The 26,994-nt window shown below is 68.7% G+C and carries 28 protein-coding genes; 17 read left to right on the top strand and 11 right to left on the bottom strand.

Translation table 11 applies throughout. From position 1 onward, the window contains the following. The first annotated feature begins 72 nt into the window (after nucleotides 1-72). From ASD13_RS11675 to ASD13_RS11655, 5 genes are read left to right on the top strand one after another with little or no spacing between them, the layout of a single operon-like run. Nucleotides 73-987, top strand: coding sequence for an esterase/lipase family protein (locus ASD13_RS11675; RefSeq protein ID WP_055869300.1), 915 nt, complete (start codon nucleotides 73-75; stop codon nucleotides 985-987). 4 nt (nucleotides 988-991) lie between these two features. Next, nucleotides 992-1,777 carry a HesA/MoeB/ThiF family protein gene (locus ASD13_RS11670; RefSeq protein ID WP_055869299.1) on the top strand — a complete coding sequence of 262 codons (786 nt, stop codon included), beginning with the start codon at nucleotides 992-994 and terminating at the stop codon, nucleotides 1,775-1,777. Continuing rightward, nucleotides 1,774-3,009 (top strand): molybdopterin molybdotransferase MoeA, encoded by a 1,236-nt coding sequence (locus ASD13_RS11665; protein ID WP_055869298.1) that lies wholly within the window; start codon nucleotides 1,774-1,776, stop codon nucleotides 3,007-3,009. Before ASD13_RS11670 ends, ASD13_RS11665 begins: the two co-directional genes overlap by 4 nt. After that, nucleotides 3,006-3,500: a cyclic pyranopterin monophosphate synthase MoaC gene (gene moaC, locus ASD13_RS11660; protein WP_055869297.1), complete on the top strand. Its 495-nt coding sequence runs from the start codon at nucleotides 3,006-3,008 to the stop codon at nucleotides 3,498-3,500. The genes ASD13_RS11665 and moaC overlap by 4 nt, the downstream gene beginning before the upstream one ends. Beyond that, on the top strand, nucleotides 3,497-3,730 hold the full coding sequence (locus ASD13_RS11655; RefSeq protein ID WP_055869296.1) for a MoaD/ThiS family protein: 234 nt from the start codon (nucleotides 3,497-3,499) through the stop codon (nucleotides 3,728-3,730). Before moaC ends, ASD13_RS11655 begins: the two co-directional genes overlap by 4 nt. A 117-nt stretch (nucleotides 3,731-3,847) precedes the next feature. Here the strand turns inward: ASD13_RS11655 and ASD13_RS11650 are convergent, their stop codons facing one another. From ASD13_RS11650 to ASD13_RS11625, 6 genes are all read right to left on the bottom strand, one after another. Next, the gene (locus ASD13_RS11650) at nucleotides 3,848-4,282 is read right to left on the bottom strand and encodes a molybdenum cofactor biosynthesis protein MoaE (protein ID WP_017831259.1); all 435 of its coding nucleotides are present in this window, start codon (nucleotides 4,280-4,282) and stop codon (nucleotides 3,848-3,850) included. Beyond that, nucleotides 4,279-4,767 carry a MogA/MoaB family molybdenum cofactor biosynthesis protein gene (locus ASD13_RS11645; RefSeq protein WP_055869295.1) on the bottom strand — a complete coding sequence of 163 codons (489 nt, stop codon included), beginning with the start codon at nucleotides 4,765-4,767 and terminating at the stop codon, nucleotides 4,279-4,281. Before ASD13_RS11645 ends, ASD13_RS11650 begins: the two co-directional genes overlap by 4 nt. Nucleotides 4,768-4,808: 41 nt before the next feature. Then, nucleotides 4,809-6,434 (bottom strand): molybdopterin-dependent oxidoreductase, encoded by a 1,626-nt coding sequence (locus ASD13_RS11640; RefSeq protein ID WP_055871103.1) that lies wholly within the window; start codon nucleotides 6,432-6,434, stop codon nucleotides 4,809-4,811. A 96-nt stretch (nucleotides 6,435-6,530) separates the two neighbouring features. Further along, nucleotides 6,531-6,818 (bottom strand): hypothetical protein, encoded by a 288-nt coding sequence (locus ASD13_RS11635; protein ID WP_055869294.1) that lies wholly within the window; start codon nucleotides 6,816-6,818, stop codon nucleotides 6,531-6,533. A 62-nt stretch (nucleotides 6,819-6,880) separates the two neighbouring features. Continuing rightward, nucleotides 6,881-7,615, bottom strand: a complete 735-nt coding sequence (locus tag ASD13_RS11630) for a GTP pyrophosphokinase (RefSeq protein WP_055869293.1) — start codon at nucleotides 7,613-7,615, stop codon at nucleotides 6,881-6,883. A 10-nt stretch (nucleotides 7,616-7,625) separates the two neighbouring features. Next, nucleotides 7,626-8,714, bottom strand: coding sequence for a VanZ family protein (locus ASD13_RS11625; protein WP_055869292.1), 1,089 nt, complete (start codon nucleotides 8,712-8,714; stop codon nucleotides 7,626-7,628). A gap of 83 nt (nucleotides 8,715-8,797) precedes the next feature. Between ASD13_RS11625 and ASD13_RS11620 the strand changes: the two genes are divergently transcribed. Both ASD13_RS11620 and ASD13_RS17750 read left to right on the top strand, forming a co-directional pair. Then, entirely contained in the window at nucleotides 8,798-10,918 is a 2,121-nt protein-coding gene (locus ASD13_RS11620) for an APC family permease (protein ID WP_235562570.1), read from the top strand. Between the two features lie 80 nt (nucleotides 10,919-10,998). Next, nucleotides 10,999-11,127, top strand: coding sequence for a hypothetical protein (locus ASD13_RS17750; RefSeq protein WP_017831252.1), 129 nt, complete (start codon nucleotides 10,999-11,001; stop codon nucleotides 11,125-11,127). 9 nt (nucleotides 11,128-11,136) lie between these two features. Here ASD13_RS17750 and ASD13_RS11615 read toward each other — a convergent pair whose 3' ends face one another. After that, nucleotides 11,137-11,841 carry a DUF1361 domain-containing protein gene (locus ASD13_RS11615; RefSeq protein ID WP_055869290.1) on the bottom strand — a complete coding sequence of 235 codons (705 nt, stop codon included), beginning with the start codon at nucleotides 11,839-11,841 and terminating at the stop codon, nucleotides 11,137-11,139. An 88-nt stretch (nucleotides 11,842-11,929) separates the two neighbouring features. On the opposite strand from ASD13_RS11615, the gene ASD13_RS11610 reads away from it, so the two are divergent. Together ASD13_RS11610 and ASD13_RS11605 are read left to right on the top strand one after the other, a co-directional pair. Then, nucleotides 11,930-12,577 (top strand): DsbA family oxidoreductase, encoded by a 648-nt coding sequence (locus ASD13_RS11610; RefSeq protein WP_055869289.1) that lies wholly within the window; start codon nucleotides 11,930-11,932, stop codon nucleotides 12,575-12,577. A 161-nt stretch (nucleotides 12,578-12,738) separates the two neighbouring features. Further along, nucleotides 12,739-13,614 (top strand): NmrA family NAD(P)-binding protein, encoded by an 876-nt coding sequence (locus ASD13_RS11605; protein ID WP_055869288.1) that lies wholly within the window; start codon nucleotides 12,739-12,741, stop codon nucleotides 13,612-13,614. A gap of 78 nt (nucleotides 13,615-13,692) precedes the next feature. Here ASD13_RS11605 and ASD13_RS11600 read toward each other — a convergent pair whose 3' ends face one another. After that, nucleotides 13,693-14,718, bottom strand: coding sequence for an NADP-dependent oxidoreductase (locus tag ASD13_RS11600; protein ID WP_055869287.1), 1,026 nt, complete (start codon nucleotides 14,716-14,718; stop codon nucleotides 13,693-13,695). A gap of 74 nt (nucleotides 14,719-14,792) precedes the next feature. Next, nucleotides 14,793-15,194, bottom strand: a complete 402-nt coding sequence (locus tag ASD13_RS11595; RefSeq protein ID WP_055869286.1) for a nuclear transport factor 2 family protein — start codon at nucleotides 15,192-15,194, stop codon at nucleotides 14,793-14,795. Nucleotides 15,195-15,574: 380 nt separating this feature from the next. Here ASD13_RS11595 and ASD13_RS17505 point away from each other — a divergent pair, with 380 nt between their 5' ends. Continuing rightward, nucleotides 15,575-16,078, top strand: a complete 504-nt coding sequence (locus ASD13_RS17505) for a MarR family winged helix-turn-helix transcriptional regulator (RefSeq protein ID WP_055869285.1) — start codon at nucleotides 15,575-15,577, stop codon at nucleotides 16,076-16,078. A gap of 306 nt (nucleotides 16,079-16,384) precedes the next feature. Further along, complete coding sequence (locus tag ASD13_RS11585; RefSeq protein WP_157535627.1) at nucleotides 16,385-16,900, top strand: hypothetical protein; 516 nt, start codon at nucleotides 16,385-16,387, stop codon at nucleotides 16,898-16,900. Nucleotides 16,901-16,988: 88 nt separating this feature from the next. On the opposite strand, the gene ASD13_RS11580 is transcribed toward ASD13_RS11585, so the two are convergent. Beyond that, nucleotides 16,989-18,152: an SLC13 family permease gene (locus ASD13_RS11580; RefSeq protein WP_055869283.1), complete on the bottom strand. Its 1,164-nt coding sequence runs from the start codon at nucleotides 18,150-18,152 to the stop codon at nucleotides 16,989-16,991. Between the two features lie 206 nt (nucleotides 18,153-18,358). Here ASD13_RS11580 and ASD13_RS11575 point away from each other — a divergent pair, with 206 nt between their 5' ends. From ASD13_RS11575 to ASD13_RS11550, 6 genes are read left to right on the top strand one after another with little or no spacing between them, the layout of a single operon-like run. Then, nucleotides 18,359-18,448 (top strand): potassium-transporting ATPase subunit F, encoded by a 90-nt coding sequence (locus tag ASD13_RS11575; protein ID WP_017201862.1) that lies wholly within the window; start codon nucleotides 18,359-18,361, stop codon nucleotides 18,446-18,448. Then, a complete protein-coding gene (kdpA, locus tag ASD13_RS11570) occupies nucleotides 18,448-20,127 on the top strand; it encodes a potassium-transporting ATPase subunit KdpA (protein ID WP_055869282.1) in 1,680 nt (559 codons plus the stop codon). Before ASD13_RS11575 ends, kdpA begins: the two co-directional genes overlap by 1 nt. Nucleotides 20,128-20,129: 2 nt before the next feature. Further along, nucleotides 20,130-22,271 (top strand): potassium-transporting ATPase subunit KdpB, encoded by a 2,142-nt coding sequence (gene kdpB, locus ASD13_RS11565; protein ID WP_055869281.1) that lies wholly within the window; start codon nucleotides 20,130-20,132, stop codon nucleotides 22,269-22,271. Between the two features lie 25 nt (nucleotides 22,272-22,296). Continuing rightward, nucleotides 22,297-22,899, top strand: a complete 603-nt coding sequence (kdpC, locus tag ASD13_RS11560; RefSeq protein WP_055869280.1) for a potassium-transporting ATPase subunit KdpC — start codon at nucleotides 22,297-22,299, stop codon at nucleotides 22,897-22,899. Then, complete coding sequence (locus tag ASD13_RS11555) at nucleotides 22,896-25,454, top strand: ATP-binding protein (protein ID WP_055869279.1); 2,559 nt, start codon at nucleotides 22,896-22,898, stop codon at nucleotides 25,452-25,454. The genes kdpC and ASD13_RS11555 overlap by 4 nt, the downstream gene beginning before the upstream one ends. Continuing rightward, nucleotides 25,451-26,122: a response regulator gene (locus ASD13_RS11550; RefSeq protein ID WP_017831246.1), complete on the top strand. Its 672-nt coding sequence runs from the start codon at nucleotides 25,451-25,453 to the stop codon at nucleotides 26,120-26,122. Before ASD13_RS11555 ends, ASD13_RS11550 begins: the two co-directional genes overlap by 4 nt. On the opposite strand, the gene ASD13_RS11545 is transcribed toward ASD13_RS11550, so the two are convergent. Then, nucleotides 26,104-26,907 carry a tryptophan-rich sensory protein gene (locus tag ASD13_RS11545; RefSeq protein ID WP_055869278.1) on the bottom strand — a complete coding sequence of 268 codons (804 nt, stop codon included), beginning with the start codon at nucleotides 26,905-26,907 and terminating at the stop codon, nucleotides 26,104-26,106. The two genes, ASD13_RS11550 and ASD13_RS11545, sit on opposite strands and share 19 nt — an antisense overlap. Nucleotides 26,908-26,994: the final 87 nt, after the last annotated feature.

Here is a 26,994-nt window from a genome sequence, read left to right as displayed (position 1 = left end):
ATCCGATCGACCGTCGTCAGAGCACCCGCGTTCTGCCCTATCCTGACCGCGTAGGTCTTCGGAAGGAACACCATGGCGGATGCTGTCGTTCTCGTATCGGGCGGTGCTGCAGTGACACCGTTCACGGATCCCGACCGCGCCAGCGGGTCGGGCCTCGCCGCCGGCAACACGCTCACCGCCCTTCGCGCTCATCTTCTCGAGCGTGGCGCTGCGGTCTTCACCGCACCCGCCCGCATCGGAGACGGCGAGGTCAGGGAAGACGCCGGGTGGCAGGGTTTCGCTGATGCGCCCGTCGTGCTGCCCGCAGAGATGACCGTCAACGCGGTCGGCGGGATCGACGAGGGCGGTGCCCGCTTGGCCGCATTCCTGCGGTGGCTCGGCGAGGAACACGGCTTCACCGACGTCGACCTCGTCGCGCACTCGATGGGCGGGCTGTTCTCCCGCGCGGCGATCCGCCATCTGCAGGGGGCCGGACCGTCGGTGCATCGACTCCTCACCCTCGGGACCCCGTGGGAGGGTTCGCTGCTCGGCGATGTGCTCACCGGCGAGATCTCCGCGAACGACGCCGCCGGCGACGAGGGGACCGCCCAGATCCTGGAGAGATCGCGCAGCTACGCCGCCGAGAACTCGCAGGGCGCTGCCGACCAGGTCTCGCGCCGGTTCCTGCGCGAGTGGAATGCGACCCAGGTCGGAGTGCTCGACACGATCGCCGTCACCGCGATCGGCGCCGGCCACTTCCACACGGCGTCCGAACCGCTCCAGCTGTGGCCGCACGACGGGCTCGTGTCGCAGCGGAGCGCTCGGGCGGACGACGTGCCGAGCGAGGTCCTCCCCCGCGCTGTCCGTCACAGCTTCGACGACGACGTGCACAGCATCTTCTTCGCCGACGCCTTCGGCCTGCCGTGGGAGCGGGCGCTCACCTGGGATCCCGAGGTGTTCGCGGTCGTCGACGATGCGCTCGAGGCCAGAACCGGGGGCATACGCTGAACCCATGCAGCCCCTCGTCGCCCCCGTCGCCGCGCTGGACCCCGAAGAACTCGTCCGCACGGCCCGGCACGCGGTGCTCTCCGGCATCGGCGAAGAAGGCCAGCGCCGCCTCAACGCCGCGCATGTCACGATCATCGGCGCGGGAGGGCTCGGCTCCCCCGTGCTGCTCGCCCTGGCCGCCGCGGGAATCGGCACCATCACGGTGATCGACGATGACATAGTGGAGCTCACCAACCTGCAGCGCCAGCTGGCGCACCGGGTGGAGGACATCGGAGCGTTGAAGACCGCATCCGCCGCGCGCGCCATCACCGCCCTCGCTCCGCAGACCGTGGTGACCCAGGTGCCCGAACGCCTCGACGCCGTCAACGCCGAACGCCTGCTCGCCGGCGCCGATGTGGTGGTCGACACGAGCGATTCGTTCGCGACCCGCCGCGATGTGGCCGCGGCGGCCGAAGCGCTCGGACTCCCCCTCGTGTGGGGTGCCGTGCAGGAGTGGCATGCGCAGGCCACGGTGTTCTGGTCGGACCCGCCGGAGGGGGAGCCGGTGGTGCTCGCCGACCTCTTCCCGCTGGGCACCGAGGGCGAGCCGCCCAGCTGCGCTCAGGTCGGTGTTCTCGGAGCCCTGTGTGTGCAGGTCGGCGGGCTGCTGGCGGGCGAGGTGATCAAGCTCCTGAGCGGTGCCGGCGAACCGCTGCTCGGTCGGCTCGCGATGATCGATGCGCTCACCTCCCGCCAGCACGAGATACCGATCCGTCCGGCATCCGCGGCGACGAGGGCGGTGCGCGCATGACCGGCCGCCGCACGGTCGAGGAGCAGCTCGCCCGTGTGCTCGATGCCGTCCGCCTGATCGAGAGCGAGGCGCGTCCGGTGGCTGATGCCGCAGGACGCACCCTCGCCGCTCCCGCAGCCGCCGCCCACGACATCCCCCTGTTCGACAACTCCGCGATGGACGGCTTCGCCGTGCGCGGCGCCGATGTCTCTGAGGCCTCCGAGGAGAACCCGGTCACTCTGCGCGTGGTCGCCGACCTCCCCGCGGGCGTCGACCTCGACCCCCCGCTCGGCGTGGGCGAAGCCGCCCGCATCATGACCGGATCCCCCACCCCCACCGACGCCGACGTGATCGTGCCGTTCGAGGACACGGCCGGTGGCCTCGCCGACTCGCTCGACGAGGTGAGGGTGTTGCGCGCTCCGGCGAAGCCCGGGGTGTTCGTGCGCCGACGCGGGGCCGACCTGCACGCAGGCGACGAGGTCGTGCACGCCGGCGAGCGCCTGGGTCCTTTCCAGCTGGCCGCCGCGGTCGCCGCCGGGGTCGCCGAGGTCTCGGTGACGCGAGCTCCGCGCGTGGCGGTGGTGTCGACCGGGAGCGAACTGCTCGCACCGGGGGAATCCCCCACCCGCGGGCGCATCCCCGACTCCAACGGACCGCTGCTCGAACAACTGGTCTCCGAGGCCGATGCCGAGGTGGTGCTGGTCGCGCGCGTTCCGGACGAGGCGGGCGCCGTCAGGGCGGTGACCGCCGAAGCCCTCGCCCTCGGCGCCGATGTGATCGTGTTCACCGGCGGGGTGAGCGCGGGGGCCTACGAGCCCGTGCGCGGGGCCTTCGACGGCGGCGGACAGGTCGAGTTCAGCGCGGTCGCCATGCAGCCCGGCAAGCCGCAGGCCTTCGGAGTGCTCGATGACGGGTGCCTGGTGTTCGGCCTGCCGGGGAACCCCGTGAGCGTGGCGGTGTCGTTCGAGGTGTTCGTGCGCCCCGCCCTGCTCGCGATGCAGGGGCGTGCCCTGATCCACCGCCCTCGTGCGCCGTTCACCGCCGACGCATCGTGGACGCCGCCCCCGGGACGTCGCCAGTACCTGCCGGCCGTGGTCGACCTCGCCGCGCGCACGGTGCGTCCTGCGACCGCCGGCGGATCGGGATCCCATCTCGCCGGCGGACTCGCTCGTGCGCACGCGTTCGCGATCGTGCCGGCCGAGGTTGAGACCGTCGCCGTGGGCGATGTGATCGATGTCATGCTGGTCGGATGAGCTTTCCCCACCTTGACGCCGGCGGCCGCGCGCACATGGTCGATGTGACCGCGAAGCAGCCGACTGTCCGCACCGCGACCGCCCGTGGTTTCGTGCGCTGCAGCACCGACGTGATCGCCGCCCTCCGCGACGGCACCGTACCGAAGGGCGACGTGCTCGCCGTGGCGCGCATCGCCGGTATCCAGGCGGCCAAGTCCACGCCTTCGCTGCTGCCGCTCGCGCACGTGATCGGGGTGCACCGCGCGAGCGTCGAGCTCGACATCGTCGACGACGGCGTTCGCATCGAGGCGACCGTGGGCACCGCAGATCGCACCGGGGTGGAGATGGAGGCTCTCACCGCCGTCTCGGTCACCGCTCTGGCGGTCGTCGACATGATCAAGGGCGTCGACCGCGCGGTCGTGATCGAAGACGTGCGCATCGTGGCGAAGTCGGGTGGGCGCTCGGGCGACTGGGTGCGCCCCGGAGAAGCCGCCCTCGGAGATGCCCGATGACGCGGGTGCGCTACTTCGCCGCCGCCGCAGAGGCCGCGGGGACGGGCGAGGAGGAGCGCGGCGAACGTTCCCTCCTGGCTCTGCGGACCGCCGTCGTGGCTGAGCATCCGGCTCTCGCCGACATCCTGCCGCGCTGCGCGGTGCTCGTCGACGGGGTGCGCACCGACGGCGACATCGCCCTCGACGACGCGGAGCTCATCGACGTGCTCCCGCCCTTCGCGGGCGGCTGACCGCGCACCACGTGCATGACCGCCGGCCACCTGCATGATCGCCGGCCGGCGTTTCCTCCTGCATACGGCAAGACCTCATGCAGGTGACGCGCCGAGAACGGCGATGGTGCGAGGGGCTCAGCCGCCGATGCCCTTCCACGACGACGTCCCGTCGACCTCGAGCTGACGCTTCCACACCGGCAGGTCTGCCTTGATCGCCTCGATGACGGCCCGGCACACCTCGAACGCCTCGGCGCGGTGCTCGGAGGCGACCGCGATCACGACGGCCGCATCGCCGACGTCGAGGCGTCCGATGCGATGGCTCACCGCCACCACGGCGGGGGCCTCCGCTCCGGCACCGGCCTCCTGGGCGATCCTTCGCAGTGCCGCCTCCGCATCGGGGTGCGCGCTGTACTCCAGTCCGACCACGGGCGTCTCGGCGTCCGGGTCGTTGTCGCGCACGCGACCGACGAAGGTCGTCACCGCTCCCAGCCGGGGATCTTCGACCGCCGCCAGGTGCGCATCCAGATCGAGTCGCGCTTCCGATACCGCTGCGATTCGCACGTCGTTCATGAGTGGTCTCCGCCCTCCACTTGATCCAGGATGTGCGCGGCGACGCCGAGCACCACGGGTACACCGGAGGCGACAGCGCGGGTCGAGCCGGGCAGGTTCACCACGAGCATGCCCGCCGGGTCGACGATGCCGGCGAGCCCGCGCGACAGCACGGACAGCGGGGTGTCGGCGAGGCCGCGACGACGCAGCTCCTCGGCGATGCCGGGAAGCTCGCGGGTGATCACACGCCGCGTCCCCTCGGGTGTCAGATCACGTGGGCCGACGCCCGTCCCACCGGTGGTCACGACCAGGCGGATGCCACGTGCGGCGGCTCGGCGCAGGGCATCCGCCACCGACCCCGCACCGTCGGCGATGACCTCCGCGTCGGGGCAGTGCCACCCTGCCTCACGCAGCAGCCCCACGGCGATCGGGCCTCCCCGATCCTCGCGTTCTCCGGAGAACGAGCGGTCCGAGACGGTGATCACGAGTGCGGGGAACGGGCCCATGGCTCCCACCATAGGCCCGAGCGGGTGACCGCGCACGGGTCTCAGTTGACCCGGATGAGCGAACGCTGCCAGCCCGACGATCCGTTCGGCGCGATGGGTGCCCGCTCCTGGATCTGCAGGTCGCCGTTCTTGTTCACCGCGCGCACCGCGACATAGTGCGTGCCCGGTGTGGCATCCCACTCCATGAACCACTGCACCCAGGTGTCGTCGTTGATCGGCGCCGACAGGGTGGCCTGAACCCAGTCGCCGTCGTCGATGCTCACCTCCACACGCTCGATGCCGACCGACTGCGCCCAGGCGACTCCGGCGATCGGGATCTTCCCGGCCGCGACCGCCTCGCCGATCTTGGGGGTGTCGACGCGAGAGGCGAACTTGATCGGCGCCTCGGCGCTGTAGCCACGCGGCGTCCAGTACGCCTCGTCCTGGGCGAACGTCGTCACCTTGAGCTCCGTGAGCCACTTGGTCGCCGACACGTACCCGTAGAGTCCCGGAACCACCATCCGCACAGGGAAACCGTGCTCGAGCGGGAGCGGTTCACCGTTCATCCCGACAGCGAGGATCGCATCGAGGTCGTCATCGGTGAGTGCCGACAGCGGCGTGCTCGCGGTGTAGCCGTCGACGCTGCGCGAGAGCACCATGTCGGCGCCGGACTTCACACCCGCCTTCTTGAGCACGTCGCGCAACGGCACCCCGAGCCACTTCGCGTTCCCGACGAGCTCGCCGCCGACCTCGTTCGACACGCACGTGAGCGTGATGGCGTACTCGTCGAGGCCCATGTCGAGGAGGTCCTGGAAGCTCATCTCCACACGCTGGTCGACCATGCCGTCGATCACCAGACGCCAGGTGTCCGGATCGATCGAGGGAACCGTGAGGGCCGTGTCGACGCGGTAGAAGTCCTTGTTCGGGGTGAACAGCTTGCTGAGCCCGGGGATGTCGAGCTCGGCACCGTCCGGCACCGCGACCGTCGTGCGGGGGGAGGGCAGCTTGAGCGCGCTCCTGATCGCCTCCACCGATGACACGGCCATGCTCACCGTGCGAGCCGTGATACCCACCACCAGCGCGGATGCTCCGGCGAGAGCGGCGAGGACGAAGAAGCGGCGCCTGTCGATCCCCGGCCGCGCAGGTTCCGCAGCGTCGAGGTCGGCACCGGTCTCAGCGGCGTCCGCGGAGACCGTGTCGTCGTTCTCTTCCCCCGGCGTTGCGACCACGGATGCCCTCCACCCGCGCAGGCGCCGGCACAGGAGAACGAGGACGAACGACCCCACGACGGTTCCCAGCACCGGCGGAAGGAAGGCGAGCGGGGTCACCGCGGCGCGGGTCACGATCGCCGCGGTCGAGAGCACGCCCGCGATCACCAGAGCGATCACGCCGAGCGGCGGACGCACCAGCTGCAGGATGCCGGCGATCGCCGAGGCGATGAACACCGCGAGACCGAGGCCGGCCAGCAGCGCGATCTTGTCGTATTCGCCGAAGGTGGCGATCGCGAACTCCTTGAAGGGCTGCGGCACGATGTCGATCACGAACCCGCCGACCGCGAGGATCGGACTGGCCGCGCGCGCGAAGAGCAGCGCGAACAGCTCGGCCGTCGCGAGGAAGACGCCACCGCCGATCACGCCCGCGAGGGCGGCCCAGACGAGGAATCTCTTGCCACTGCGGCGCTGCACCATGATCGTCTCCTGTTCCACCGGGTCCGGTGTGATCCCCCGTTGTTCGGAGCCGAGGCGCGATCGGATGTGAGGATCGACGGAAGACGCTCCCGCAGGTCAGAGACGCCGCACGGTGATGGCCTCGCGTCCCTGGAACTGCCGCAGCGTGCGCATGCAACGGGAGCACAGGATCTCGACCCGACGCGGGTGGCCCTCGCCGCACACGCAGTCGACCGTGACGCGCCACTTCGCCTTGCGCCCGCACGGCTGGTAGCCGTCGTCGTCGCCGTGGTCGCACTCGCACCGCTGCCGTTCGCGGTCGACTCCCGCGAGTTCGTCGATCTTCGCGACTTCGTCGACGTCGGTGTCGGCCTCGACGGCCTCGGCTTCCTGCGTTCTCCCCACCAGCCGATGCTCCCAGGACCGCGGCTGCGCGCGCAACACGCTCTCGCGCGGGCGCGCCCCGGTCAGACCCCGACCACCCGTGGATCGGTGGGAGCGTCCGGGATCGCCGGCGGTGCGGGAGGGGGAGCCGGGGCGAGCTGGCGCTGCGGCACCCCGTGCGCCTCGCGGTGCAGTCGCTCCATGCGGCTGTCGAGTTCGGCGGCGGCATCCGCGGCATCCGAGAGGCTGTCGACGAGGTGCGAGGGCACCTGGTTCGAGAACTTGTAGTAGATCTTGTGCTCGAGGCTCGCCCAGAAGTCCATCGCTATCGTGCGGAACTGCACTTCCACCGGCACCGAGAGCGCACCGGTCGACAGGAACACGGGCACCTCGATGATCGCGTGCAGGCTCTTGTAACCGTTGGCCTTGGGGTGGGCGATGTAGTCCTTGACCGTGCGCACGGTGACGTCGTCCTGCGCGGTGAGCAGGTCGAACAGTCGGTAGACGTCGGCGACGAAGCTGCAGGTCACGCGCACACCGGCGATGTCGGTGATCTCTGCGCGGATGCGGTCGAAGTCGGGCTCGTCGATGCCCTTGCGGGCGATCTTCTCGACGATGCTGTCGGGCGACTTCAGCCGACTCTTCACGTGCTCGATGGGGTTGTACGCGTGGTCGTGCGTGAACTCGTCGCGCAGGATCGAGATCTTCGTCTCGACCTCGCGCATCCCGAACTCGTACTCGCGCAGGAACCGCTGCAGCTCGTCTCGCAGCACGCGGGCCTGGTTGATCGTGTCCTCGGTGACGTGAACAGTCGTCATGCCCTCGACGTTACGGCGTCGTGATCGGAAACCGCTGTGGATCCCTGATGTCCGCGCGGGCGTCGACGAGATGCTGACCGGAGAGGACGCCGGGAAGCCCGCGCCCGAAGCGGGTGGTGAACAGCATCACGATCGCGACGAGGATCAGGAGCGACGAGGCGAGATCGAAGAGTCCCCCCAGCAGTGCGAGCGCGCTGAGCCCGCCGATGCCGCCCGTCCACCGCAGGAGCCGGGCGAACGGTGCCGGCAGGGGTGAGCCCGTGTACCGCAGCTGCACGGCGATGTCACCGATCGAGCGCCCACTGATCAGGATCAGCACCAGGAAGAGGGCCGAAGGGACGATGGTTCCCGCGGCGGACGCGAGGCCGCCGTCGAGCACCGCTGCGCGATCGTCGGCCACGAACTGCAGCCACAACTGCACGGACACACTGACGCCCACGCTCAGGAACCCGAAGGCGAGGCCATCGCACAGCATCGCGAGGGCCCGGCGACCGCGGGTGACGGGACGCGGGAGGTCAGCGTCGGGGCTCGCCTTCGCGCCGCGCAGCGCCCTCGGGACGAGGAGGGCCACTGCGCACCCGACGACGGCGCCCAGCGTGTTCGTCATGAGGTCGCCCACGTCGAAGAAGCGGTACGCGCACGGGTAGACGCCCCACACACCGGTCAGCTGCGTGGTCTCGACCAGCAACGACAGACCGAAGCCTGCGGCCAGCGCGGTCAGGATGCCGCGGCCGGCGAGCACGCGGACGAAGAAGCCGAGCGGCACGAACAGCACCACGTTGAACACCAGCTGTAGCAGGGCCGGGTGCCGCAGCGGGTTCCCCGGCGCCGCGAGGGCCTTCTGCACGTCGCGCACGACCGACATCGGATCGGTGATCGCCCCCACGCAGCGGATCGTGTCGGGGTCGGGCAGCGGAAGCAGGGTGTAGGTCCAGATGGCCCAGAAGTAGATGAGAGCCGCGAGCCAGAGCAGCGTGCGCCCGAAGCCGAGTCGCCCGCGCCGCCGGTAGCTGACCGCCACAAACGGCACGAACAGAAGGATGCCGAAAGCCACCCCCACCGCGATCGCGATGAATCCGAGCAACACTTGATCTTCCACCGCGTGCCAGTGTAGCCGCGCCCGTAAGGATTGCGTGAGGACCGCACATCCCACCGTAGGGATTCCGTGAGGATCGCGTGAGGATGCCATCAGGAGGCGTAGTGTCGCCCGACGTGCCAGACGAAATCAGGGAGGCCGCGGACGCACCGCCGCGCGCCAAGCGCATCCTCATCGGAGAACCGCTGACGAGTCAGCAGGTCGACGACCAGCTGCTCCCGAAGCGCATGGCTCTGCCGATCTTCGCATCCGATGCCCTCAGCTCGGTGGCCTACGCCCCGCAGGAGCTGGTGATGATCCTGCTGATCGGCGGGCTCACCTTCCTGTCGTTCACGCCACTCGTCGCGATCGCCGTCGTCGTGCTGCTTGTCGTGGTCGTGCTCAGCTACCGCCAGCTCATCAAGGCCTATCCGTCGGGCGGTGGCGACTACGAGGTCGCGTCGAAGAACCTCGGCGAGATCCCCGGCGTGATCGTGGCCGCGGCACTCCTGGTCGACTACGTGCTGACCGTGGCCGTGTCGGTCGCCTCCGGTGTCGACAACATCATCTCGGCCGTGCCGGGGCTCGACCCCTTCCGCATCGAGCTCGCCGTCGGCTTCGTGGTGCTCATCATCGTCGTGAACCTGCGCGGGGTGCGGGAGGCCTCCTTGGTCTTCGCGATCCCGACGTACGTGTTCATCGGCTCGGTCGGCGTCATGATCGTGACCGGCCTGATCCGCACCTTCCTGGGCGACGCCCCCGTGGCCTCGAGCGCCGAGTTCTCGGTGCAGGCCGAGAGCCTCGGGCAGGCGGCCGTGATCCTGCTGATCCTGCGCGCGTTCTCGAGCGGATGCTCCGCCCTCACCGGCGTCGAGGCCGTGTCGAACGGGGTCCCCGCGTTCCGCGCTCCGAAGGTGCGCAACGCCCAGTCGACCCTCGTGCTGATGGGCTCGATCGCCATCTGCCTCTTCGCCGGGCTCACCGCCCTCGCCCTCATCACCGGCGTGCACTACGCCGAGAACCCCTGCGACCTCGTCGGGTTCGACTGCACGAATCCGCAGCCCTCCCTGATGGCGCAGATCGCCGCAGCGACCTTCGGCGGCGGCAGCATCGCGTTCTTCATCGTGCAGGCGGCGACCGCGTGCGTGCTCCTGCTCGCCGCGAACACCGCGTTCAACGGCTTCCCGCTGCTGGGCGCCGTGCTCGCCCGCGACGGCTACGCTCCGAAGTCGCTCAACACCCGCGGCGATCGCCTGGTGTTCTCGAACGGCATGATCCTGCTGGGCATCGCGGCGATCGCGGTGCTCGTGATCTTCCAGGCGAAGCTGACCACGCTGATCCAGCTGTACATCATCGGTGTGTTCGTCTCGTTCTCGCTCGGACAGATCGGCATGGTGCGGCACTGGCGACGTGTGCTTCGCGGACCGGTCGAGGACACGAAGGACTCGGGGGTCGACGACGCCTCAGCATCGGATCGCCGCTCGGCGAAGGTCGGCCTGATCATCAACTCGGCCGGCGCTGTGATGACCGTGCTCGTGCTGGTCATCGTGACGATCACCAAGTTCACGCACGGCGCGTATCTGGTGTTCTTCGCGATCCCGATCCTCGCCTTCCTGATGTTGGGCGTGAAGCGGTACTACCGCGACGTCGAGCACGAGATCGCGATCGACGACAGCACCCGGTTCGGTGCGACGGGCGACCTCGCCATCGTTCTCGTCAATCGACTGCAGAAGCCGGTCGTGAAGGCCATCGACTACGCGATCGCGGCCAAGCACGGCAAGACCCTGGCGGTGCACGTGGCCGTGGCCTCCGACGATGCGGCGCAACTGCAGAAGGACTGGGCCGACCACCTCGTGCCGATCCCGCTCGTGATCGTCGAATCCCCGTACCGCTCGTTCGCGCAACCGGTCACGCAGTTCATCAAGCAGTACCGCGAGAAGCACGGCTCGTCCGTCGTCACCGTGTACCTGCCGCAGTACATCGTGGGCCACTGGTGGGAGTCGTTCCTGCACAACCGTCGCGCCCGGCGTCTCGCCAACCAGCTGATGCTCGTCCATGGGGTGTCGATCACCCTCGTGCCGTGGCTGCTCGACTCTTCGGAGCTCATCTACGGCCGCCGCTCACGCCCGTTGCCCGGTCAGGAGCGCGCCGGTCGTCCTGTGGTCGTGAACGGTCGACGCGCGCATCGTCCTGCCGGTCCGCCGCAGGACGGCGCCCCCGAGGCCTGAGTCCGCGTCGTCCCCGCCCCTTCCGGATCTCGCGTTCGAATCTCCGTGAACCCGATGGTCGTTATCGCGCAATACAGAGTGTGAGCATCCACGACGAATCGATCTTCCGCCCCGCCCTCGACCCGGCGTCCGTCTCGCTGCCGCCGACCGTCCAGGTCGATCTCACCTGGCTGTGGACCGACCTCGGAGCGAAGCCCGACCGGCATTGAGCGAGGCGGTCAGCGCTGAGCCTCGACGTTGAGGAGGTTCTCGACGATGGGCCCCGCGACCACGGTGTAGATCAACGCGAGGAAGATCGCGTATGTCGCGGTGAAACCGATCGCTGCGCCTCGCGTCGTGCGGGTGAGGAAGTGCTCACCGACGCGTCTCAGCAGTGCGCCCGGGTGCCGGATGTCCCAACTGTTCACGCGGATGTAGCGCCCCAGGTACATGCCGAACGCGATCGCCACCAGGACGCCCCCGACGGCGACGAGCGATGGCCATCTCGTGAAGGCACCGGCCTGATCTCCGAAGAACTGCAGGGCGAAGATCGTGTGCGCGAGGAACACGTTGACCACGGTGTTGATGACCCCCGACATCGCGAGCGAGATGACGAGAATGATGTCGTACCACAGCGGCACGGGGTCGTCGGCCTTGCGATGAGACTGGTTGAGCTCTGTGATCAGGTAGCTGGCGTTGGGCAGCATGAGCAGCCAGGCCACACCTCCCACGACCAGCGCTGCCACGCTGAGCGGCGGAGCCACCACGACAAGTGCGACAGAGACCGCCATCACCACCGCGAGGATCAGCACGGGGACGATCGACAAGAAGATGTTCCAGAGCATCGGCCGGTACAGCCGGGTGCCGTAGACCCGAGCCCTGAGCAGCACGAGCACCGTCGCGTAGATGTTCAACCCCAGAGAACCCACGAAGAGAATGACCATTCGACGGAGCGTACCCGAAAAGCCCTTATCGTCCGAGTTCGGATAGTATGAATCCATACAATCCGCGGATGAAGAGAGCGATGGTGTGATGAAGGTCGAGATGTGGGCAGATGTCGTCTGCTCGTGGTGCGGTATCGCCAACGAGCGGATCAACGCGGCGATCGAGCAGTTCGAGCACGGTCGCGATACCGAGCTCCAGCACCGGTCGTTCCGGCTTCTCCCCGAGCTGCCTGAGGGCACCGGGTGGGAGTTCACCGAGTACATGTCGACGCAACGAGGTGCGACGGAACAAGAGGCGACGGAGATGGCCCGCCGCATCGAGGACATCGCCCACGCCGACGGCATCGAGGCCTACCACGTGGCCGGCAACACCATCGGCAACACGACGCTCGCGCATGAGTTCCTGGCATGGGCGACGTCGAAGGGAAAGCACCGAGAGGCATGGGACCTCGTCTTCCGCGAGAAGTTCGGCAACAGGGTGGAGATCTGGACGAGCGAGGAGCTCTCGGCGTTCGCTGAACCCCTGGGTCTCGATGCGCAGGAAGCCCGGGCGGCGCTGGATGAGCGTCGGTTCCGCAGCAGCGTCGAAGCCGATCACGCCGAACTGACCGCACTCGGCTCCGGGGGCGTTCCGTTCGTGGTGATCGACCGCACCTACGCCCTCTCCGGCGCGAAACCCGTGAGCACGATCGTCGCGGCCCTCGAACAGGCATGGAACGAAAGGGCATCCGCATGAGCGCATCGCAGAGACCACTCCTGCGGCCTTTCGACGGTGAAGATGAAGCCGGCGGCGAGGAGATGTGCACCCCGCAGGGTTGTGCGCTTCCCGTGGTCGGAACCGGGTCGCACCCCTCAGAGCCGCACCTCACCGAGTCCGCCACCCGAGAGGAGGCCTAGATGCTGATGGTCACGGGTGCCACCGGGCAGCTCGGGCGAGGCGTCGTCTCACACCTGCGCCGATCGAACCTCGAGGGGAACTTCACGATCCTGGCGCGCGATGCCGCGAAGGCTGCACGGTTCGTCGACGTGCCCGTTCGGCTGGCCGACTTCGACGACCCCGCCTCGCTCCCTCCCGCCTTCGCTGGCGTCAGCACTCTCCTGCTCATCTCGACGATGTCGATGAATCGAGCACACCAGCAACGCCAGGTGGTCGATGCGGCCGTCGCGGCAGGCGTCGAGCACATCGTCTACACCGGCCTCGCCATCCGCGACATCGCGTCTTCCGGAGTGCGGGACATCATGAGCAGTCACTTCGAGACCGAAGATCACATCACGGCGAGCGGGGTGGGGTACACCTTCCTGCGCAACACCATGTATGCCGAGGCGATCCGGGATATCGTCAGCCCGGCTCTGCGAGACGGTTCGTTCTCGTTGCCCGGCGGGGCGGGACGCGTGCCGTACGTACTGCGTGCCGAGCTGGCTGAGGCGGCCGCGAACGTCCTCATCGACGGCGGCCACGAGAACAGGACCTACACTCTCACCGCCGACCGCTCCTGGTCGTACGCCGAGGTGGCATCGGCCCTCTCAGAACTCGTGAGCAGCCCTGTCGAGTATCGCGACGTCTCCGCGGACGAGTTCACCTCGATGCTCGCGGGAACCGGCATGCCCGAGTTCGCTAAGCACCTCACGGCGGGGACGGTGGCCGATATCAAGGACGGCCAGTACGAGGTCGTGTCATCGGACCTGACCGCACTGCTCGGGCGCCGCCCTCGCGGGCTCCCGGCGATGCTGTCCGAGTTGTACCAGGGTGCTCTCGCCGAGAGCGGCGTCTGAGAAGCGCGGGAGAAGCACACCAGAAGGGCCGAGCCTCTGACGTGGTCAGCAGCTCGGCCCTTCTCCTGTGAGCAGGTGTCACACCCGAACGACCATCTTCCCGGTGTTCTCTCCGCGCATCATCGCCAGGAATGCATCGAACATCCCGTCGAAGCCCTCTCGAATCGTCTCGCGGTGCCGAAGCGTGCCCTCGGCGATCCAGCCTGAGGCCTCCCTCAGGAAGCGGTCCCGCAGATCCATCTCCTCCGACACCATGAACGCGAGAATCCGCGAACGCGTGATGGAGAGGTGCCAGAGGTTTCGAGGTCCGACCACGGCTTCGTCGTTGTACTGCGAGAGCATGCCGGCGAGCACGAAACGCGCATGCACGCGCAACGCCCCGATCCCGGCTTCCATCGCCTCGCCTCCGACGTTGTCGAACACGACATCCACCCCGTCGGGCGCCAGCTCGGCGAGCTGATCCGCGATCGGCGCAGTCTTGTAGTTGAAGGCGGCGTCGAAACCGAAGACCGCGACGAGCTCTCGCACCTTCTCATCGCTGCCGGCGCTTCCGATCACGCGCTCTGCACCGCGAATCTTCGCGATCTGGCCTGCGACGCTGCCCACCGCGCCGGCTGCTCCCGACACGTAGACGGTCTCGCCGCCCGAGATCTCGGCGAACCGTTCGATCCCCACGTAGGCGGTCAGCCCCGGAATTCCGAGAACCCCCAGGTATGCGGGCAGAGGCGCTGCGTCCGGGTTCACGGGAAATGCCGTGTCGGCATCGAGCACGGCATGCTCGCGCCATCCGAGAACATGGAAGACGTGGTCTCCCACGGCGAAGTCGTCCGATCGCGATGCGAGCACTCTGCCGATGGCAGGTCCGTCCATCGGCGCGCCCACGTCGAACGGAGGCATGTACGACTTCTTGTCGCTCATGCGTCCGCGCATGTAAGGGTCCACCGACAGGTATTCGTTCTCTACGAGGATCTGCCCGTCCTGGAGGTCGGGGAGCGCGAGGACCTGAAGGGCGACGTCGTCCGTCGTGGGTCGCCCCTCCGGGCGACTCACCAGGGACCACGCCCTGGTCGAGGTGGGCAGGGGTTCGGCAGCGTTGTTACTCATGGCTTCTTCCGTCACGGATGTCTGGATCATCATCAGAGGAGAGGTGGTGGACCGAAGCCCACCACCGAGATCATCTATTCCGTGATGACGTTGTAGTCGCTCTCCGGAGCGGAGGTCGCGTACTCCTCCATGCGGGCGATCAGACCGTCGCGGAAGGTGTAGACCTGCACCCACTTCTGGGTGAAGTCGCCCTCGGCGTTGCTCATCGTGAACTTCTCGCGGCCGAACACGGCGATGACATCGCCCTCCTGCACCATGCTGAGCACTTCGAACTGCTCGACAGACATGGTCGTGAAGTTGATCTCGAAGAACTTGGTGACCGCGGCCTTGCCCTCGAAACGCATCGACGGCAGCTTCTGGGTGCCGTGGTGGATCCAGACCGAGTCATCGGTGACGGTCGCTGCCGCGGCGTGCGCGTCCTGCGCACCGAAGGCTGCGAACATGCGATCCAGTACGGACTTCTCTGGGGTGCTCATGATGAATTCCTTCCTGGACGACGACTGTCGGATCCCGACCGCCGCCCATTTATTGAACGATGCGAGATGATCTTATCTCGGATAATCTGCAGGGGCTCGGCCCGGGAAGGACGGGAAGTGGGCCTGGATTCAGGCGATGCCTCTCTCCCGCACGCGCAACGGAGCGCGGAAGGGTCAGCGGAATGCGCTCACCGTCACGGCGCCCGAAGGGATCCGTGGTCACGTCGGCAGAACCCCTCCGGTCCCCACATCGGAGGAGCCCTGCCACGTCGGCAGGATTTCTCCGGCCCCCACGCGGGAGGAACCCTGCGGCCCGACGCAGGATGACACTTTGCACGGACCAAGATCATCTTACAACAGATAATCCTGGGAGGTCTGATATGCCTGAGTACAATGAGGACGTGCTCCCCGACATCGATCTCTCCACACCCTCGATCGCGCCGTGCGCGACCATCGAGGGTCCGGAGGGCGCGGCGCTCGTCTGGATGTTGCGTCAGTCCGAACGCGCCCTGACGGCGACGTTCGATGAAGCCTGTCGCTCGGTCGGGCTTCGAGATGTGCGCGACACCCTCGTCCTCTCCGTCGCAGGAGACGGAGCAGGACACACCCAGACGGAGATCGCTCAGATCGTCGGTCTGGACAAGACCACCCTCGGCGGCATCATCGATCGCCTCGAGAACGACGGCCTCCTCGTGCGCACCGCGCACCCTTCGAACCGCAAGGTGCGCATCCCCACCACCACGCCGGCCGGAGCCGAGGTCCTGGCCGAGGCGAGTCAGCTCGGACAGGAAGCGGTGGAGACTCTCATGTCGAGCTTCAGCGCCCCGGAGATCGCGGACCTCCGCTCCTTCCTCTGGCGCATCTCGTCCTCGCCGACCCCGTAGCCGACCGATCAGCCGCGTGCGAGATCTCAGCACAGGCTGACACATCAGACCAGACAAGATCATCCGCAGTAAGATGATCCTCACCGCTGCACACGCTTCATCGCGCAGTCGGCACTCCTGCGTGGAGACAGGGATCCCCGTTGACCGTCCCGCTCAGACCCGACAGGCCATCGGGAGAATGGGCGAACTCACCGAAACCGAACGGCAGGTAGTTGTGGTGCTCGATCTCGCAAGACCGGTGGTGCTGTGTCGATGGGGGTCACCCGAGGGGATCATGGCTCTTCGAGCTCGCCGGGGGACATGCGCATGAACGACTGGTTGCAGACCTGGATGGATGCCGGGGAGAGCGGTGATGCGGAGCGCGCCCGCGGTGCTCTCGCCGACGACGTGGTCCTCGTGTCGCCGGTCACCGATCAGTTCATCTTCGAGGGCGCGGAGAGCGTGGTCGATCTGCTTCGCGACGTGTTCGACGTCATCACCGAGATCACCTACACCAGAGTGGAGCGAATCCCGTCCGGCGCGATCCTGTTCGCTGAGGCGCAGATAGGCGACGTCCGACTCAACGAAGCGCAGTTCATCGACCTGGATGCCGAAACCGGGCGCATATCGAAGCTCACGCTGTTCTTCCGCCCCCTGCCCGCAGCGACGAAGTTCCTTCGCCGGCTCGGACCCGCCGTCGCGAGACGACAGGGACACGACGGGACCGCGCGACTGCTCAGGGCGACCGGCGCATTTCTCGACTCCGTGGCTGCGACAGGAGACCGCACCTTCGTTCCGATGGCGGCACCAGGCCGAAGCGGAGACGTGAAAGACGGGGACTAGCGCCGAAGCGCTCCGGGACACGACGGCATCGGATGGGCTCGAGCCTGTCGGATGCGAGAGCCAGGCCCGCTCGAACTCCGCCGCGTCGCTAGCCCGAGACCAGCATCAGCACGAGCACGGCGGCGAGCACGGTCGGCACCGCGGCCACCACGCCCCACAGCATGAAGCGGCTCCATCGGATCGTCACGCCCAGCGCCACCACCCGGTGGTGCCAGAGCAGGGTCGCCAGCGAGGCCCAGGGCGTGATGAGCGGGCCGAGGTTCACCCCGATCAGCAACGCCATCAGGGCGACGGGATCGCCTGCTGCGGGCTCGAGCACGAGATAAGCCGGAAGATTGTTGATCGCGTTGGCGCTCACGGCCCCGAGCGCGGCGAGCCGGAACAGGTCGCCGGCAGAATCGCCGTTTGCGGTCGGCGAGGTCAGGAAGTCGAGGAGCCCCTGCGCATGCGCGGCCTCCACGAGCACGAACAGCGATGCGGCGAGCGCGAGCGCCTGCCACGGAACGAGAGAGAGCCGCAGGGCGCGCCGCCTCCGGACGGCGAACAGACCGATCAATGCGAGGGCGGCGACCGTGGCCGGGATCCAGACGTCATGGGTGAGGGCGAGCAGTGGCATCAGCACGAGGAGGATGCCGGTGGCGCTCCAGAACAGCGTCGGGTCGGCAGGCCTGCGCGGCACCGGCGTCTCATACGCACCGAAGACGGTACGCCGATGCATGATCGTGAGGATTGCGACGGGAACGAGGATGCCGACCAGCGTGGGCGCCCAGCTGAGAGCGATGAACGCCCCCGGCCCGTCACCGATCGCGGGGGCGGCGAGCAGGTTGGTGAGGTTCGAGACCGGGAGTGCGAGGGATGCCGTGTTGGCGAGCCAGACGGTCGCCAACGCGAACGGGAGGGGTGAGACGCCGATGCTCTGCGCCAGGACGACCACGACCGGGGTGACGATCACCGCAGTCGTGTCGAGCGACAGGAACACCGTGCTCACCACGGCGAGCGCGACCACCAGCGCCCAGAGCGCCAGCACCCGCCCCCGGCCCCAGCGGGCGAGCCGCTGCGAGACCACGTCGAAGACGGCCGCGTCGCGGGCGAGCTCGGCGACGATCGTGATGGCGACGACGAACCCCAGCACGGGGGCTATCCGCGCGCCGAGAGCTCCGGCATCGGCGCGCGGCAGGAACCCGGTGACCACGCAGACGAGCGCGACGGCGACCAGTCCGGCGACGATCCACGTCCCGGCCCCGATCCTCATCCTTCTGATTCCCACCTCGTGAGCATAGGGCTCGATCGTGAGCAACCCGCATGCATCCGCTCGGAGGGCGTAGGGGAAGCGTGAGGATCGCTGTGACGGCAGCCATGCGGGAGTTGTATCGGATCCGTGCTCGACATCATCTACATCGCGCTGACTCTTGCGCTGTTCGCCCTCGTGTCCCTGGTGGCCAAGGGGGTGGAGCGGCTGTGATCGTCTTCGAGATCCTCGCCGCCGCCCTCGCGGTCGCCGCCGTCGTCTACCTCGTGGTCGCGCTCGTCGCGCCGGAGAGGTTCTGATGGACGCGTCGATCTGGTTCGGCATCCTGCAGCTCACGGCCGTCGTGGTCGTGCTCGTGCTCCTCTACCGCCCTCTCGGCGACTACATCGCCCATGTCTTCACCTCGGCGCGCGACCTGCGGGTCGAGCGCGGCGTGTACCGACTCATCGGCGTCGACTCCTCATCCGAGCAAACCTGGCGCGCCTACGCCCGCGGCGTGCTCACGTTCTCGGTCGTCGGCGTCCTCCTCGTCTACGGCCTGCAGAGGCTGCAGGCGTTCCTGCCGCAGTCCCTCGGACTCCCGGCGGTGCCGGAGGGTCTGTCGTTCAACACCGCCGCCTCGTTCGTGGCGAACACCAACTGGCAGTCCTACTCCCCCGAGCAGACCGTGGGCTACACCGTGCAGCTCGCGGGCCTCACGGTGCAGAACTTCGTCTCGGCCGCAGTCGGCCTCACGATCGCGATCGCGCTGATCCGCGGTCTCGCCCGTCGCGGTTCGACCACCATCGGCAACTTCTGGGTCGACCTGATCCGCGGCCTCGGGCGCATCCTGCTGCCGATCGCCCTGATCGGCGCGGTGGCGCTGCTCGCCGGCGGCGTGATCCAGAACTTCGCCGGCTTCACCGACATCACCACCGTCTCCGGTGGCACCCAGACCATCCCCGGCGGTCCGGTCGCCTCGCAGGAGGCGATCAAGCTCTTGGGCACGAACGGCGGCGGCTTCTTCAACGCCAACTCCGCGCATCCCTTCGAGAACCCGACCGGCTTCACGAACCTGCTGCAGGTGCTCCTGATCCTCGTGATCCCGTTCTCCCTGCCCCGCGCCTTCGGGCGCATGGTCGGCGACCACCGCCAGGGCTACGCGATCGCCGCCGTGATGGGCACGATCTTCCTGGTGTCGACCTTCACGCTCTCGGCGCTCGAACTCGCCGGCCGCGGAACCGCACCCGAACTCGCCGGAGCGGCGATGGAGGGCAAGGAGGTGCGCTTCGGCATCCTGGGCTCGACGCTGTTCGGAAGCGCCAGCACCCTCACATCGACGGGTGCGGTCAACTCGATGCACGATTCGTACACAGCGCTCGGCGGGATGATGCCGATGCTGAACATGATGCTCGGCGAGGTCGCCCCCGGCGGCGTCGGCTCGGGCCTGTACGGCATGCTCGTGCTCGCGATCATCGCGGTGTTCGTCGGCGGACTGCTCGTCGGCCGCACCCCGGAGTACCTCGGCAAGCGGATCGGTCCGCGGGAGATCAAGCTCGCGAGCCTGTACATCCTGGTGACCCCGACACTCGTGCTGGTCGGCACCGCGCTGAGCTTCGCCGTTCCCGGCATCCGCGAAGACGTGGAGTCCACGAGCATCCTGAACCCGGGCGTGCACGGCATGAGCGAGGTGCTCTACGCGTTCACCTCGGCGTCGAACAACAACGGCTCCGCGTTCGCCGGACTCACCGCGAACACCCCGTGGTTCAACACCGCGCTCGGTATCGCGATGCTGCTCGGACGCTTCCTGCCGATCGTGCTCGTGCTGGCCCTGGCCGGCTCGTTCGCCGCACAGGAGCGCATCCCCGCCACATCCGGCACCCTGCCCACGCACCGACCGCAGTTCGTCGGCCTGCTCCTCGCCGTGACCGTCATCGTCACCGCGCTCACCTACTTCCCCGTGCTCGCACTGGGACCCCTCGCTGAAGGACTCGTCTGACCATGACCCTCATCACCACTCCCTCCGAACAGCAGGATGCCCCGGCATCCACCCCCGCAGAACCGCCACGCTCCTTCGGCTGGTCGCAGCTCGTGCAGGCCCTTCCCGGAGCCCTGCGCAAGCTCAACCCGGCAGCCCTGGTCCGAAACCCTGTCATGCTCCTGGTCTGGGTCGGCGCCGCCTTCACCACGGTGCTCGCGATCGCCGAGCCGTTCCTGGGCGGCCCGGCCGACTCGGGCGGCACCCCGGTTCCGGCGCCCTTCACCTGGGGCATCGCGATCTGGCTGTGGCTCACCGTGCTGTTCGCGAACGTCGCCGAATCCGTCGCCGAGGGCCGCGGAAAGGCCCAGGCCGCGAGCCTGCGCAAGACCCGCACCAGCACGATGGCCCGTCGGGTGGTCGGCTACGACAAGGCCGCAGACGCCGCAGCCGAGCGCACCGCCACCGCCCAGGTCTCGTCCGCCGAGCTGCAGCGCGACGACATCGTGATCGTCACGGCGGGCGAGCTGATCCCCGGAGACGGCGACATCGTCGCGGGTATCGCCACGGTCGACGAATCCGCCATCACGGGCGAGAGCGCCCCGGTGATCCGCGAATCCGGCGGCGACCGCAGCGCCGTGACCGGAGGCACCCGCGTGCTGTCCGACCGCATCGTGGTGCGCATCACCTCGAAGCCGGGCGAGACCTTCGTCGACCGCATGATCGCGCTCGTCGAGGGCGCGAGTCGTCAGCGCACCCCCAACGAGATCGCCCTGAGCATCCTGCTCGCGAGCCTGTCGATCATCTTCGTGGTCGTGGTGCTGGCCCTGAACCCGATCGCCTCGTACGCTGCATCCCCCGTCAGCATCCCGGTGCTCATCGCCCTGCTCGTCTGCCTGATCCCGACCACCATCGGGGCGCTGCTGTCGGCGATCGGCATCGCGGGCATGGACCGCCTGGTGCAGCGCAACGTGCTCGCGATGTCGGGACGCGCGGTCGAAGCGGCAGGAGATGTCACCACGCTGCTGCTCGACAAGACCGGAACCATCACCTACGGCAACCGTCGTGCGCACGAGGTGCTTCCCCTTCCCGGCACCGATGCGGACGAACTCCTCCGCGTCGCGGCCCTGTCCTCCCTCGCGGACCCGACTCCCGAAGGCGCCTCGATCGTCGAGCTCGCCGCGGGACAGGGCATCCAGGTGACAGCACCGGACGATGCGGTGGTCGTCCCCTTCACGGCGCAGACGCGCATGTCGGGCCTCGACCTCAGCGACGGCACGCAGATCCGCAAGGGTGCCGGCTCCGCGGTGCGGGCCTGGCTCGGACTCGACGGCGACGACGTCGAGCTCACGAAGCGCACGGACTCGGTGGCCGAGAGCGGCGGCACCCCGCTCGTGGTCGCGGTGACGACGCCCGGTGCCCCCGGCCGCGTGCTCGGGGTCGTGCACCTCAAGGACATCGTCAAGGACGGCCTGCGCGAGCGCTTCGAGGAGCTGCGCGCGATGGGCATCCGCACGGTCATGATCACGGGTGACAACCCGCTCACGGCGAAGGCGATCGCCGCCGAGGCCGGTGTCGACGACTTCCTCGCCGAGGCGACTCCCGAGGACAAGCTCGAGCTGATCCGCCACGAGCAGCAGGGCGGTCGGCTGGTCGCGATGACCGGCGACGGCACCAACGATGCCCCCGCTCTCGCGCAGGCCGACGTCGGTGTGGCGATGAACACCGGCACATCGGCGGCGAAGGAGGCCGGCAACATGGTCGACCTCGACTCCGATCCGACCAAGCTGATCGACATCGTGCGCATCGGCAAGCAGCTGCTCATCACCCGAGGAGCTCTCACCACGTTCTCGCTCGCGAACGACATCGCGAAGTACTTCGCGATCATCCCCGCGATGTTCATGGGGGTCTTCCCCGGACTGGCGGCGCTCAACATCATGCAACTGCATTCGCCGGCTTCCGCGGTGACCAGCGCGATCATCTTCAACGCGATCGTGATCGTCTTCCTAATCCCGCTCGCCCTGCGCGGAGTGAAGTACCGGCCGGCGAGCGCCTCGCAGATCTTGCAGCGCAACCTGCTGATCTACGGCCTCGGCGGCGTGATCGCCCCGTTCATCGGCATCAAGCTCATCGACCTCGTGATCAGCCTCATCCCGGGCTTCTGACCCGGCTCTGAAAAGGAATCCAGACATGTCCTCCACACGCACCGCGGCCCGCACCACCGGTGTCGCCGTCCGCGCGATGCTCGTCCTCACCCTCGTGCTCGGCGTCGGCTACACGCTGCTGGTCACCGGCATCGGCCAGCTGCTGCTCCCCTGGCAGGCGAACGGCTCCCCCCTCCCCGATGAGCGGGGCAGCTCGCTGATCGGCCAGTCCTTCACGGATGCCGACGGCGAAGCGCTCCCGCAGTACTTCCAGTCGCGTCCGTCCGCCGCGGGCGACGGCTACGACGGCGCCGGCTCCAGCGGCAGCAACCTCGGCCCGGAGAACGCCGACCTGGTGGCCTCGATCGAGGAGCGCAAGGCCGCGATCGCGGACCGCGAGGGCGTCGACCCGTCGCAGGTACCGGCCGATGCGGTCACCGCCTCGGCCTCGGGCCTGGACCCGCACATCAGCGTGGCGTACGCGCTGCTCCAGGTGCCGCGCGTGGCCGAGGCCCGCGGACTGTCCGCACAGGAGGTGCGCGACATCGTGGAGTCTAGGATTCAAGGGCGGGATCTGGGATTCCTCGGCGCGGAACGCATCAACGTCGCCGAGCTCAATCTCGCGCTCGATGAACGGGAGGGCGAATGACCGCAGCGCCGCTTCGTCGATCTCACGGCCACTCACGCCGGGGGCGGCTCCGAGTACTCCTCGGAGCCGCCCCCGGCGTGGGCAAGACCTACGAGATGCTCGCCGAGGGGCGTCGCATGCTCGACGAGGGTCACGACGTCGTGATCGCGATCGTGGAGACGCACGAGCGCGCCGCCACGCAGGCGCAGACCGCCGGGCTCCCCGAGGTGCCGCGGCGGGTCGATCTGCACCGGGGCATCGCCCTGACCGAGCTCGATGTCGACGCCGTGCTGGAGCGGGCGCCCGAGATCGCCCTCGTGGACGAGCTGGCCCACACCAACGCCCCCGGATCGCGCAACGCGAAGCGCTGGCAGGACGTCGACGAGCTGCTGGACGCGGGCATCGACGTGATGACCACCGTCAACGTCCAGCACATCGAGTCGCTGAACGCCGTGGTCGAGAAGATCACCGGCATCGCGCAGCAGGAGACCATCCCGGACGCCGTGGTCCGCGCCGCCGACGAGATCGAGGTCGTCGACCTCGCCCCGCAGACCCTGCGCGATCGGCTCTCCGCCGGGTTCGTCTACCCGGCCGAGCGGATCGACGCCGCCCTGTCGAACTACTTCCGCCTCGGCAACCTCACCGCGCTGCGCGAGCTCGCCCTGCTCTGGCTCGCCGATGAGGTCGACAGCGCCCTGCGCAGCTACCGCGCCGAGCAGGGCATCGAGGGCACCTGGCAGGCCAGAGAACGCGTGGTCGTCGCCCTGACCGGCGGCCCCGAGGGCGAGACGCTGCTGCGCCGCGGCGCCAGGATCGCCGCGCGCTCCGCCGGCGGCGAGCTGCTCGCCGTGCACATCTCGGCACAGGACGGCCTGCGCGACGAGACTCCCGGCGCCCTCGCCGCGCAGCGCACGCTCGTGGAGTCGCTCGGCGGCACCTACCACCAGGTCGTCGGCGACGACATCCCGGCCACACTGGTCGAGTTCGCGCAGGGCGCCGATGCCACGCAGCTCGTGATCGGCGTCAGCAGGCGCAGTCGGCTCACCGCCGCCCTGACCGGCCCCGGCATCGGCTCGGAGGTCATCCGCCGCTCCGGCGACATCGACGTGCACATCGTCACCCACGCCGCGGCGGGTGGGCGGATGGTGCTCCCGCGCATCACCGGCGGCGCCCTGGGCTGGCGGCGGCAGCTGCTCGGCTTCGGCGTCGCCCTCCTCTTCGGGCCGATCCTCTCGTGGATCATGTTCACGTTCCGCAGCCCCGAGTCGATCACCGCCGAGGTTCTCGCGTATCAGCTGCTCGTCGTGGTCGTGGCTCTGATCGGCGGCATCCGCCCCGCGGTGTTCGCGGCGGTGCTCTCGGGCGTCACGCTCGACTTCCTCTTCGTCGCTCCGCTCTTCACGATCACGATCGCCCATCCGCTGCACGCGCTCGCCCTCTCGCTCTACGTCGTCATCGCGATCCTGGTCAGCATCATCGTCGACCAGGCCGCGCGTCGCGCCCGCACCGCCCAGCGCGCCGCGGCCGAAGCCGAGCTGCTCGCCGCGGTCGCCGGCAACGTGCTCCGCGGTGACAACGCCGTGCTGGCGCTGGTCAGCCGCACCAGGGAGGCGTTCGGCCTCAGCGGCGTGCGCCTGCTCGCACCCGACGGCGAGGTGCTCGCCAGCGACGGCGAACCCCTGGCCGACGGACGTGCCACGACCATCCCGGTCGGCGTCGTCCCCGGTGGCGGACCCCGCGCGGTGCTGGAGCTGAACGGTGAGCCTCTCGCCGGACCCGAGCGTCGTCTGCTGGACGCGATCGTCGCCCAGTTGTCGGCCGCGATCGAGCACACCGACCTTCGTGCGACCGCGAGCGAGGCCGAGGCGCTGGCCGAGACCGATCAGGTGCGCAGCGCCCTGCTGTCGGCCGTCAGCCACGATCTCCGGCGCCCGCTCGCCTCGGCGGTCGCGGCCATCGGCGGCCTTCGCGGCTCCCACGGCCTGTCGGCATCCGATCGCGAGGAGCTGCTCGCCACCGCCGACGAGAGTCTGGCGACGCTGTCGACGCTGGTGACCGATCTGCTCGACGTGAGCCGCGTGCAGGCGGGCGTGCTCGCCGTGTCCTCGTCTCGGATGGATGCCGCCGGCTGCGTGCTCGCGGCCGTGGACGAACTGGGCCTCGGTCCGTCGGACGTCGAACTGGCCCTCGACCCCGACCTGCCCCCGCTGCACGCCGACCCGGTGCTGCTCCTGCGCGTGCTGGTCAACGTGATCGCCAATGCGCACCGGCACTCCCCGGATGACACCCGGGTCATCGTGTCTACGAGCGCCCTCGGCGATCGGGCCGAGATCCGCATCATCGACCGCGGAGAAGGCGTCTCGCCTGAGCGGCGCGACCGCATCTTCCAGCCGTTCCAGCGATTCGGCGACACCGACAACACGACAGGACTCGGGCTCGGACTCGCCCTGTCGCGCGGGTTCACCGAGGGGATGGGCGGTACCCTGACACCCGAGGACACTCCTGGTGGAGGCCTCACCATGGTCATTTCCCTGCCGCTGGCTGCAGGACCCCGCGACACGGAGGGCACGGAGTGAAGCTCCTCATCGCCGACGACGACCCGCAGATGGTTCGAGCCCTGAGGATCACCCTGGCTGCGCACGGATACGAGGTGGTGGTGGCCCCCGACGGCGCCGCCGCGATCGCCGCCGCCGCGCAGACCCACCCCGACCTCATCATGCTCGACCTGGGTATGCCCCGACTCGACGGCATCGAGGTGATCCAGGCGCTGCGCGGGTGGACCAACGTGCCGATCATCGTGGTGTCCGGCCGCACGGGCTCGGCCGACAAGGTGGAGGCGCTCGACGCCGGAGCCGACGACTTCGTGACCAAGCCGTTCCAGGTCGACGAGCTGCTCGCACGTCTGCGCGCGCTCTCCCGTCGATCGATCCCGGCCAGTGGCGAATCGACCGTGGCATTCGGCGACGTGGTGGTCGACCTCGCGACCAAGACCGTGACCCGCGGCGGCGCGCGCGTGCACCTGACCCCGACCGAGTGGCGGATGCTCGAGCACCTGTCCCGGCATCCGGGGGCTCTGGTCACCCGCCAGGATCTGTTGAAGGAGATCTGGGGCAGCGAGCAGGTCTCCGACTCGGGCTACCTGCGCCTGTACATGTCGCAGCTGCGCAAGAAGCTCGAACAGGCGCCCGGTGCTCCCGTGCACCTGCTCACCGAAGCCGGGATGGGCTACCGACTGGTGCTCTGAGCCGCGGAACTCCTCCGACGGATCGCGGCGACGACGGCGACGAGCACCAGCACGACGGCCACGACGATCGCAGCGACGGCGGTCGGGGTGCTCGCAGGCTCCCCCGTGAGCCTGCCCACGGCGAGCCAGGACAGACCCCAGGCCGTCGCGAGTGCGGGAGCGATGCGTCCGGTGATCCATGCCGCGGCTGCGCCGATCACCAGGACAACGGCCAGCACGGCGATCGCCCAGGCATCCGCCGCCTGCGCCCAGCTCTCGGGAGCGATCTGCGTGAGCCAGGCAGCCGTGTTCGCGACGGTCGCGATCGTGACCCAGCCGAAGTGCAGACCGTTCGCGCCGTCGGTGAGGATGCGATCGGCGAGGTTGCGTGCCGGGAAGCGTCCGAGCACCACGATCACCCGGGCGAGCACGGCCAGCAGCAGCGCGATCACGATGACCGTGAGCCACAGCGTGAGGTACTGCGCCGTCACCAGCCACAAGCCGTTCAGCACCATCGATGCGGCGATCCATCCGCCCACGGCCTGCTGGCGAGGATCCTGCCGCTGCGCCGGGAACGCCTGCCACACCGTGTAGGCGATCAAGCCGAGGTAGATGAGCGACCAGATCGAGAAGGCCGGTCCCGCCGGGGCGAGATACGACCCCTGCGCCGAGAGCGCGCCGTCCTGCAGGTCGTCGACGGATGTTCCACCGAAAGCTCCCGCCCCGATGGTGGCCGCGATCAGCATGAACGTCGCCGCGGAGATGATCAGCGTCTGGCGACCGATGCCCTTCGTGCGTGATTCCATGCGTCGAACGATACGGGGACCGCGAGCGGAGCGCATCGGGGTTGACACCCGATCCCCGTTTCGCTAACCAGGTGAGGCAAATGCGCC

The organism is Microbacterium sp. Root1433D1, assembly GCF_001426835.1.
GTDB lineage: Bacteria > Actinomycetota > Actinomycetes > Actinomycetales > Microbacteriaceae > Microbacterium > Microbacterium maritypicum.
This window is presented reverse-complemented; position numbering and strand designations above follow the sequence as displayed.

Bases quoted from the DNA above. Each gene is read 5' to 3' on its own strand.
- kdpB (WP_055869281.1), top strand. From the start codon at position 20,130: ATGACCCTCATCACCACTCCCTCCGAACAGCAGGATGCCCCGGCATCC.
- kdpA (WP_055869282.1), top strand. From the start codon at position 18,448: ATGGACGCGTCGATCTGGTTCGGCATCCTGCAGCTCACGGCCGTCGTG.
- ASD13_RS11605 (WP_055869288.1), top strand. From the start codon at position 12,739: ATGCTGATGGTCACGGGTGCCACCGGGCAGCTCGGGCGAGGCGTCGTC.
- ASD13_RS11615 (WP_055869290.1), bottom strand. From the start codon at position 11,841: ATGGTCATTCTCTTCGTGGGTTCTCTGGGGTTGAACATCTACGCGACG.
- ASD13_RS11665 (WP_055869298.1), top strand. From the start codon at position 1,774: ATGACCGGCCGCCGCACGGTCGAGGAGCAGCTCGCCCGTGTGCTCGAT.
- ASD13_RS11630 (WP_055869293.1), bottom strand. From the start codon at position 7,615: ATGACGACTGTTCACGTCACCGAGGACACGATCAACCAGGCCCGCGTG.
- ASD13_RS11585 (WP_157535627.1), top strand. From the start codon at position 16,385: ATGAACGACTGGTTGCAGACCTGGATGGATGCCGGGGAGAGCGGTGAT.
- ASD13_RS11670 (WP_055869299.1), top strand. From the start codon at position 992: ATGCAGCCCCTCGTCGCCCCCGTCGCCGCGCTGGACCCCGAAGAACTC.
- ASD13_RS17505 (WP_055869285.1), top strand. From the start codon at position 15,575: ATGCCTGAGTACAATGAGGACGTGCTCCCCGACATCGATCTCTCCACA.
- ASD13_RS11580 (WP_055869283.1), bottom strand. From the start codon at position 18,152: ATGAGGATCGGGGCCGGGACGTGGATCGTCGCCGGACTGGTCGCCGTC.
- ASD13_RS11620 (WP_235562570.1), top strand. From the start codon at position 8,798: ATGCCATCAGGAGGCGTAGTGTCGCCCGACGTGCCAGACGAAATCAGG.
- ASD13_RS11610 (WP_055869289.1), top strand. From the start codon at position 11,930: ATGAAGGTCGAGATGTGGGCAGATGTCGTCTGCTCGTGGTGCGGTATC.
- moaC (WP_055869297.1), top strand. From the start codon at position 3,006: ATGAGCTTTCCCCACCTTGACGCCGGCGGCCGCGCGCACATGGTCGAT.
- ASD13_RS11555 (WP_055869279.1), top strand. From the start codon at position 22,896: ATGACCGCAGCGCCGCTTCGTCGATCTCACGGCCACTCACGCCGGGGG.
- ASD13_RS11600 (WP_055869287.1), bottom strand. From the start codon at position 14,718: ATGAGTAACAACGCTGCCGAACCCCTGCCCACCTCGACCAGGGCGTGG.
- ASD13_RS11640 (WP_055871103.1), bottom strand. From the start codon at position 6,434: ATGGTGCAGCGCCGCAGTGGCAAGAGATTCCTCGTCTGGGCCGCCCTC.
- ASD13_RS11650 (WP_017831259.1), bottom strand. From the start codon at position 4,282: ATGAACGACGTGCGAATCGCAGCGGTATCGGAAGCGCGACTCGATCTG.
- kdpC (WP_055869280.1), top strand. From the start codon at position 22,297: ATGTCCTCCACACGCACCGCGGCCCGCACCACCGGTGTCGCCGTCCGC.
- ASD13_RS11645 (WP_055869295.1), bottom strand. From the start codon at position 4,767: ATGGGCCCGTTCCCCGCACTCGTGATCACCGTCTCGGACCGCTCGTTC.
- ASD13_RS11595 (WP_055869286.1), bottom strand. From the start codon at position 15,194: ATGAGCACCCCAGAGAAGTCCGTACTGGATCGCATGTTCGCAGCCTTC.
- ASD13_RS11545 (WP_055869278.1), bottom strand. From the start codon at position 26,907: ATGGAATCACGCACGAAGGGCATCGGTCGCCAGACGCTGATCATCTCC.
- ASD13_RS11675 (WP_055869300.1), top strand. From the start codon at position 73: ATGGCGGATGCTGTCGTTCTCGTATCGGGCGGTGCTGCAGTGACACCG.
- ASD13_RS11655 (WP_055869296.1), top strand. From the start codon at position 3,497: ATGACGCGGGTGCGCTACTTCGCCGCCGCCGCAGAGGCCGCGGGGACG.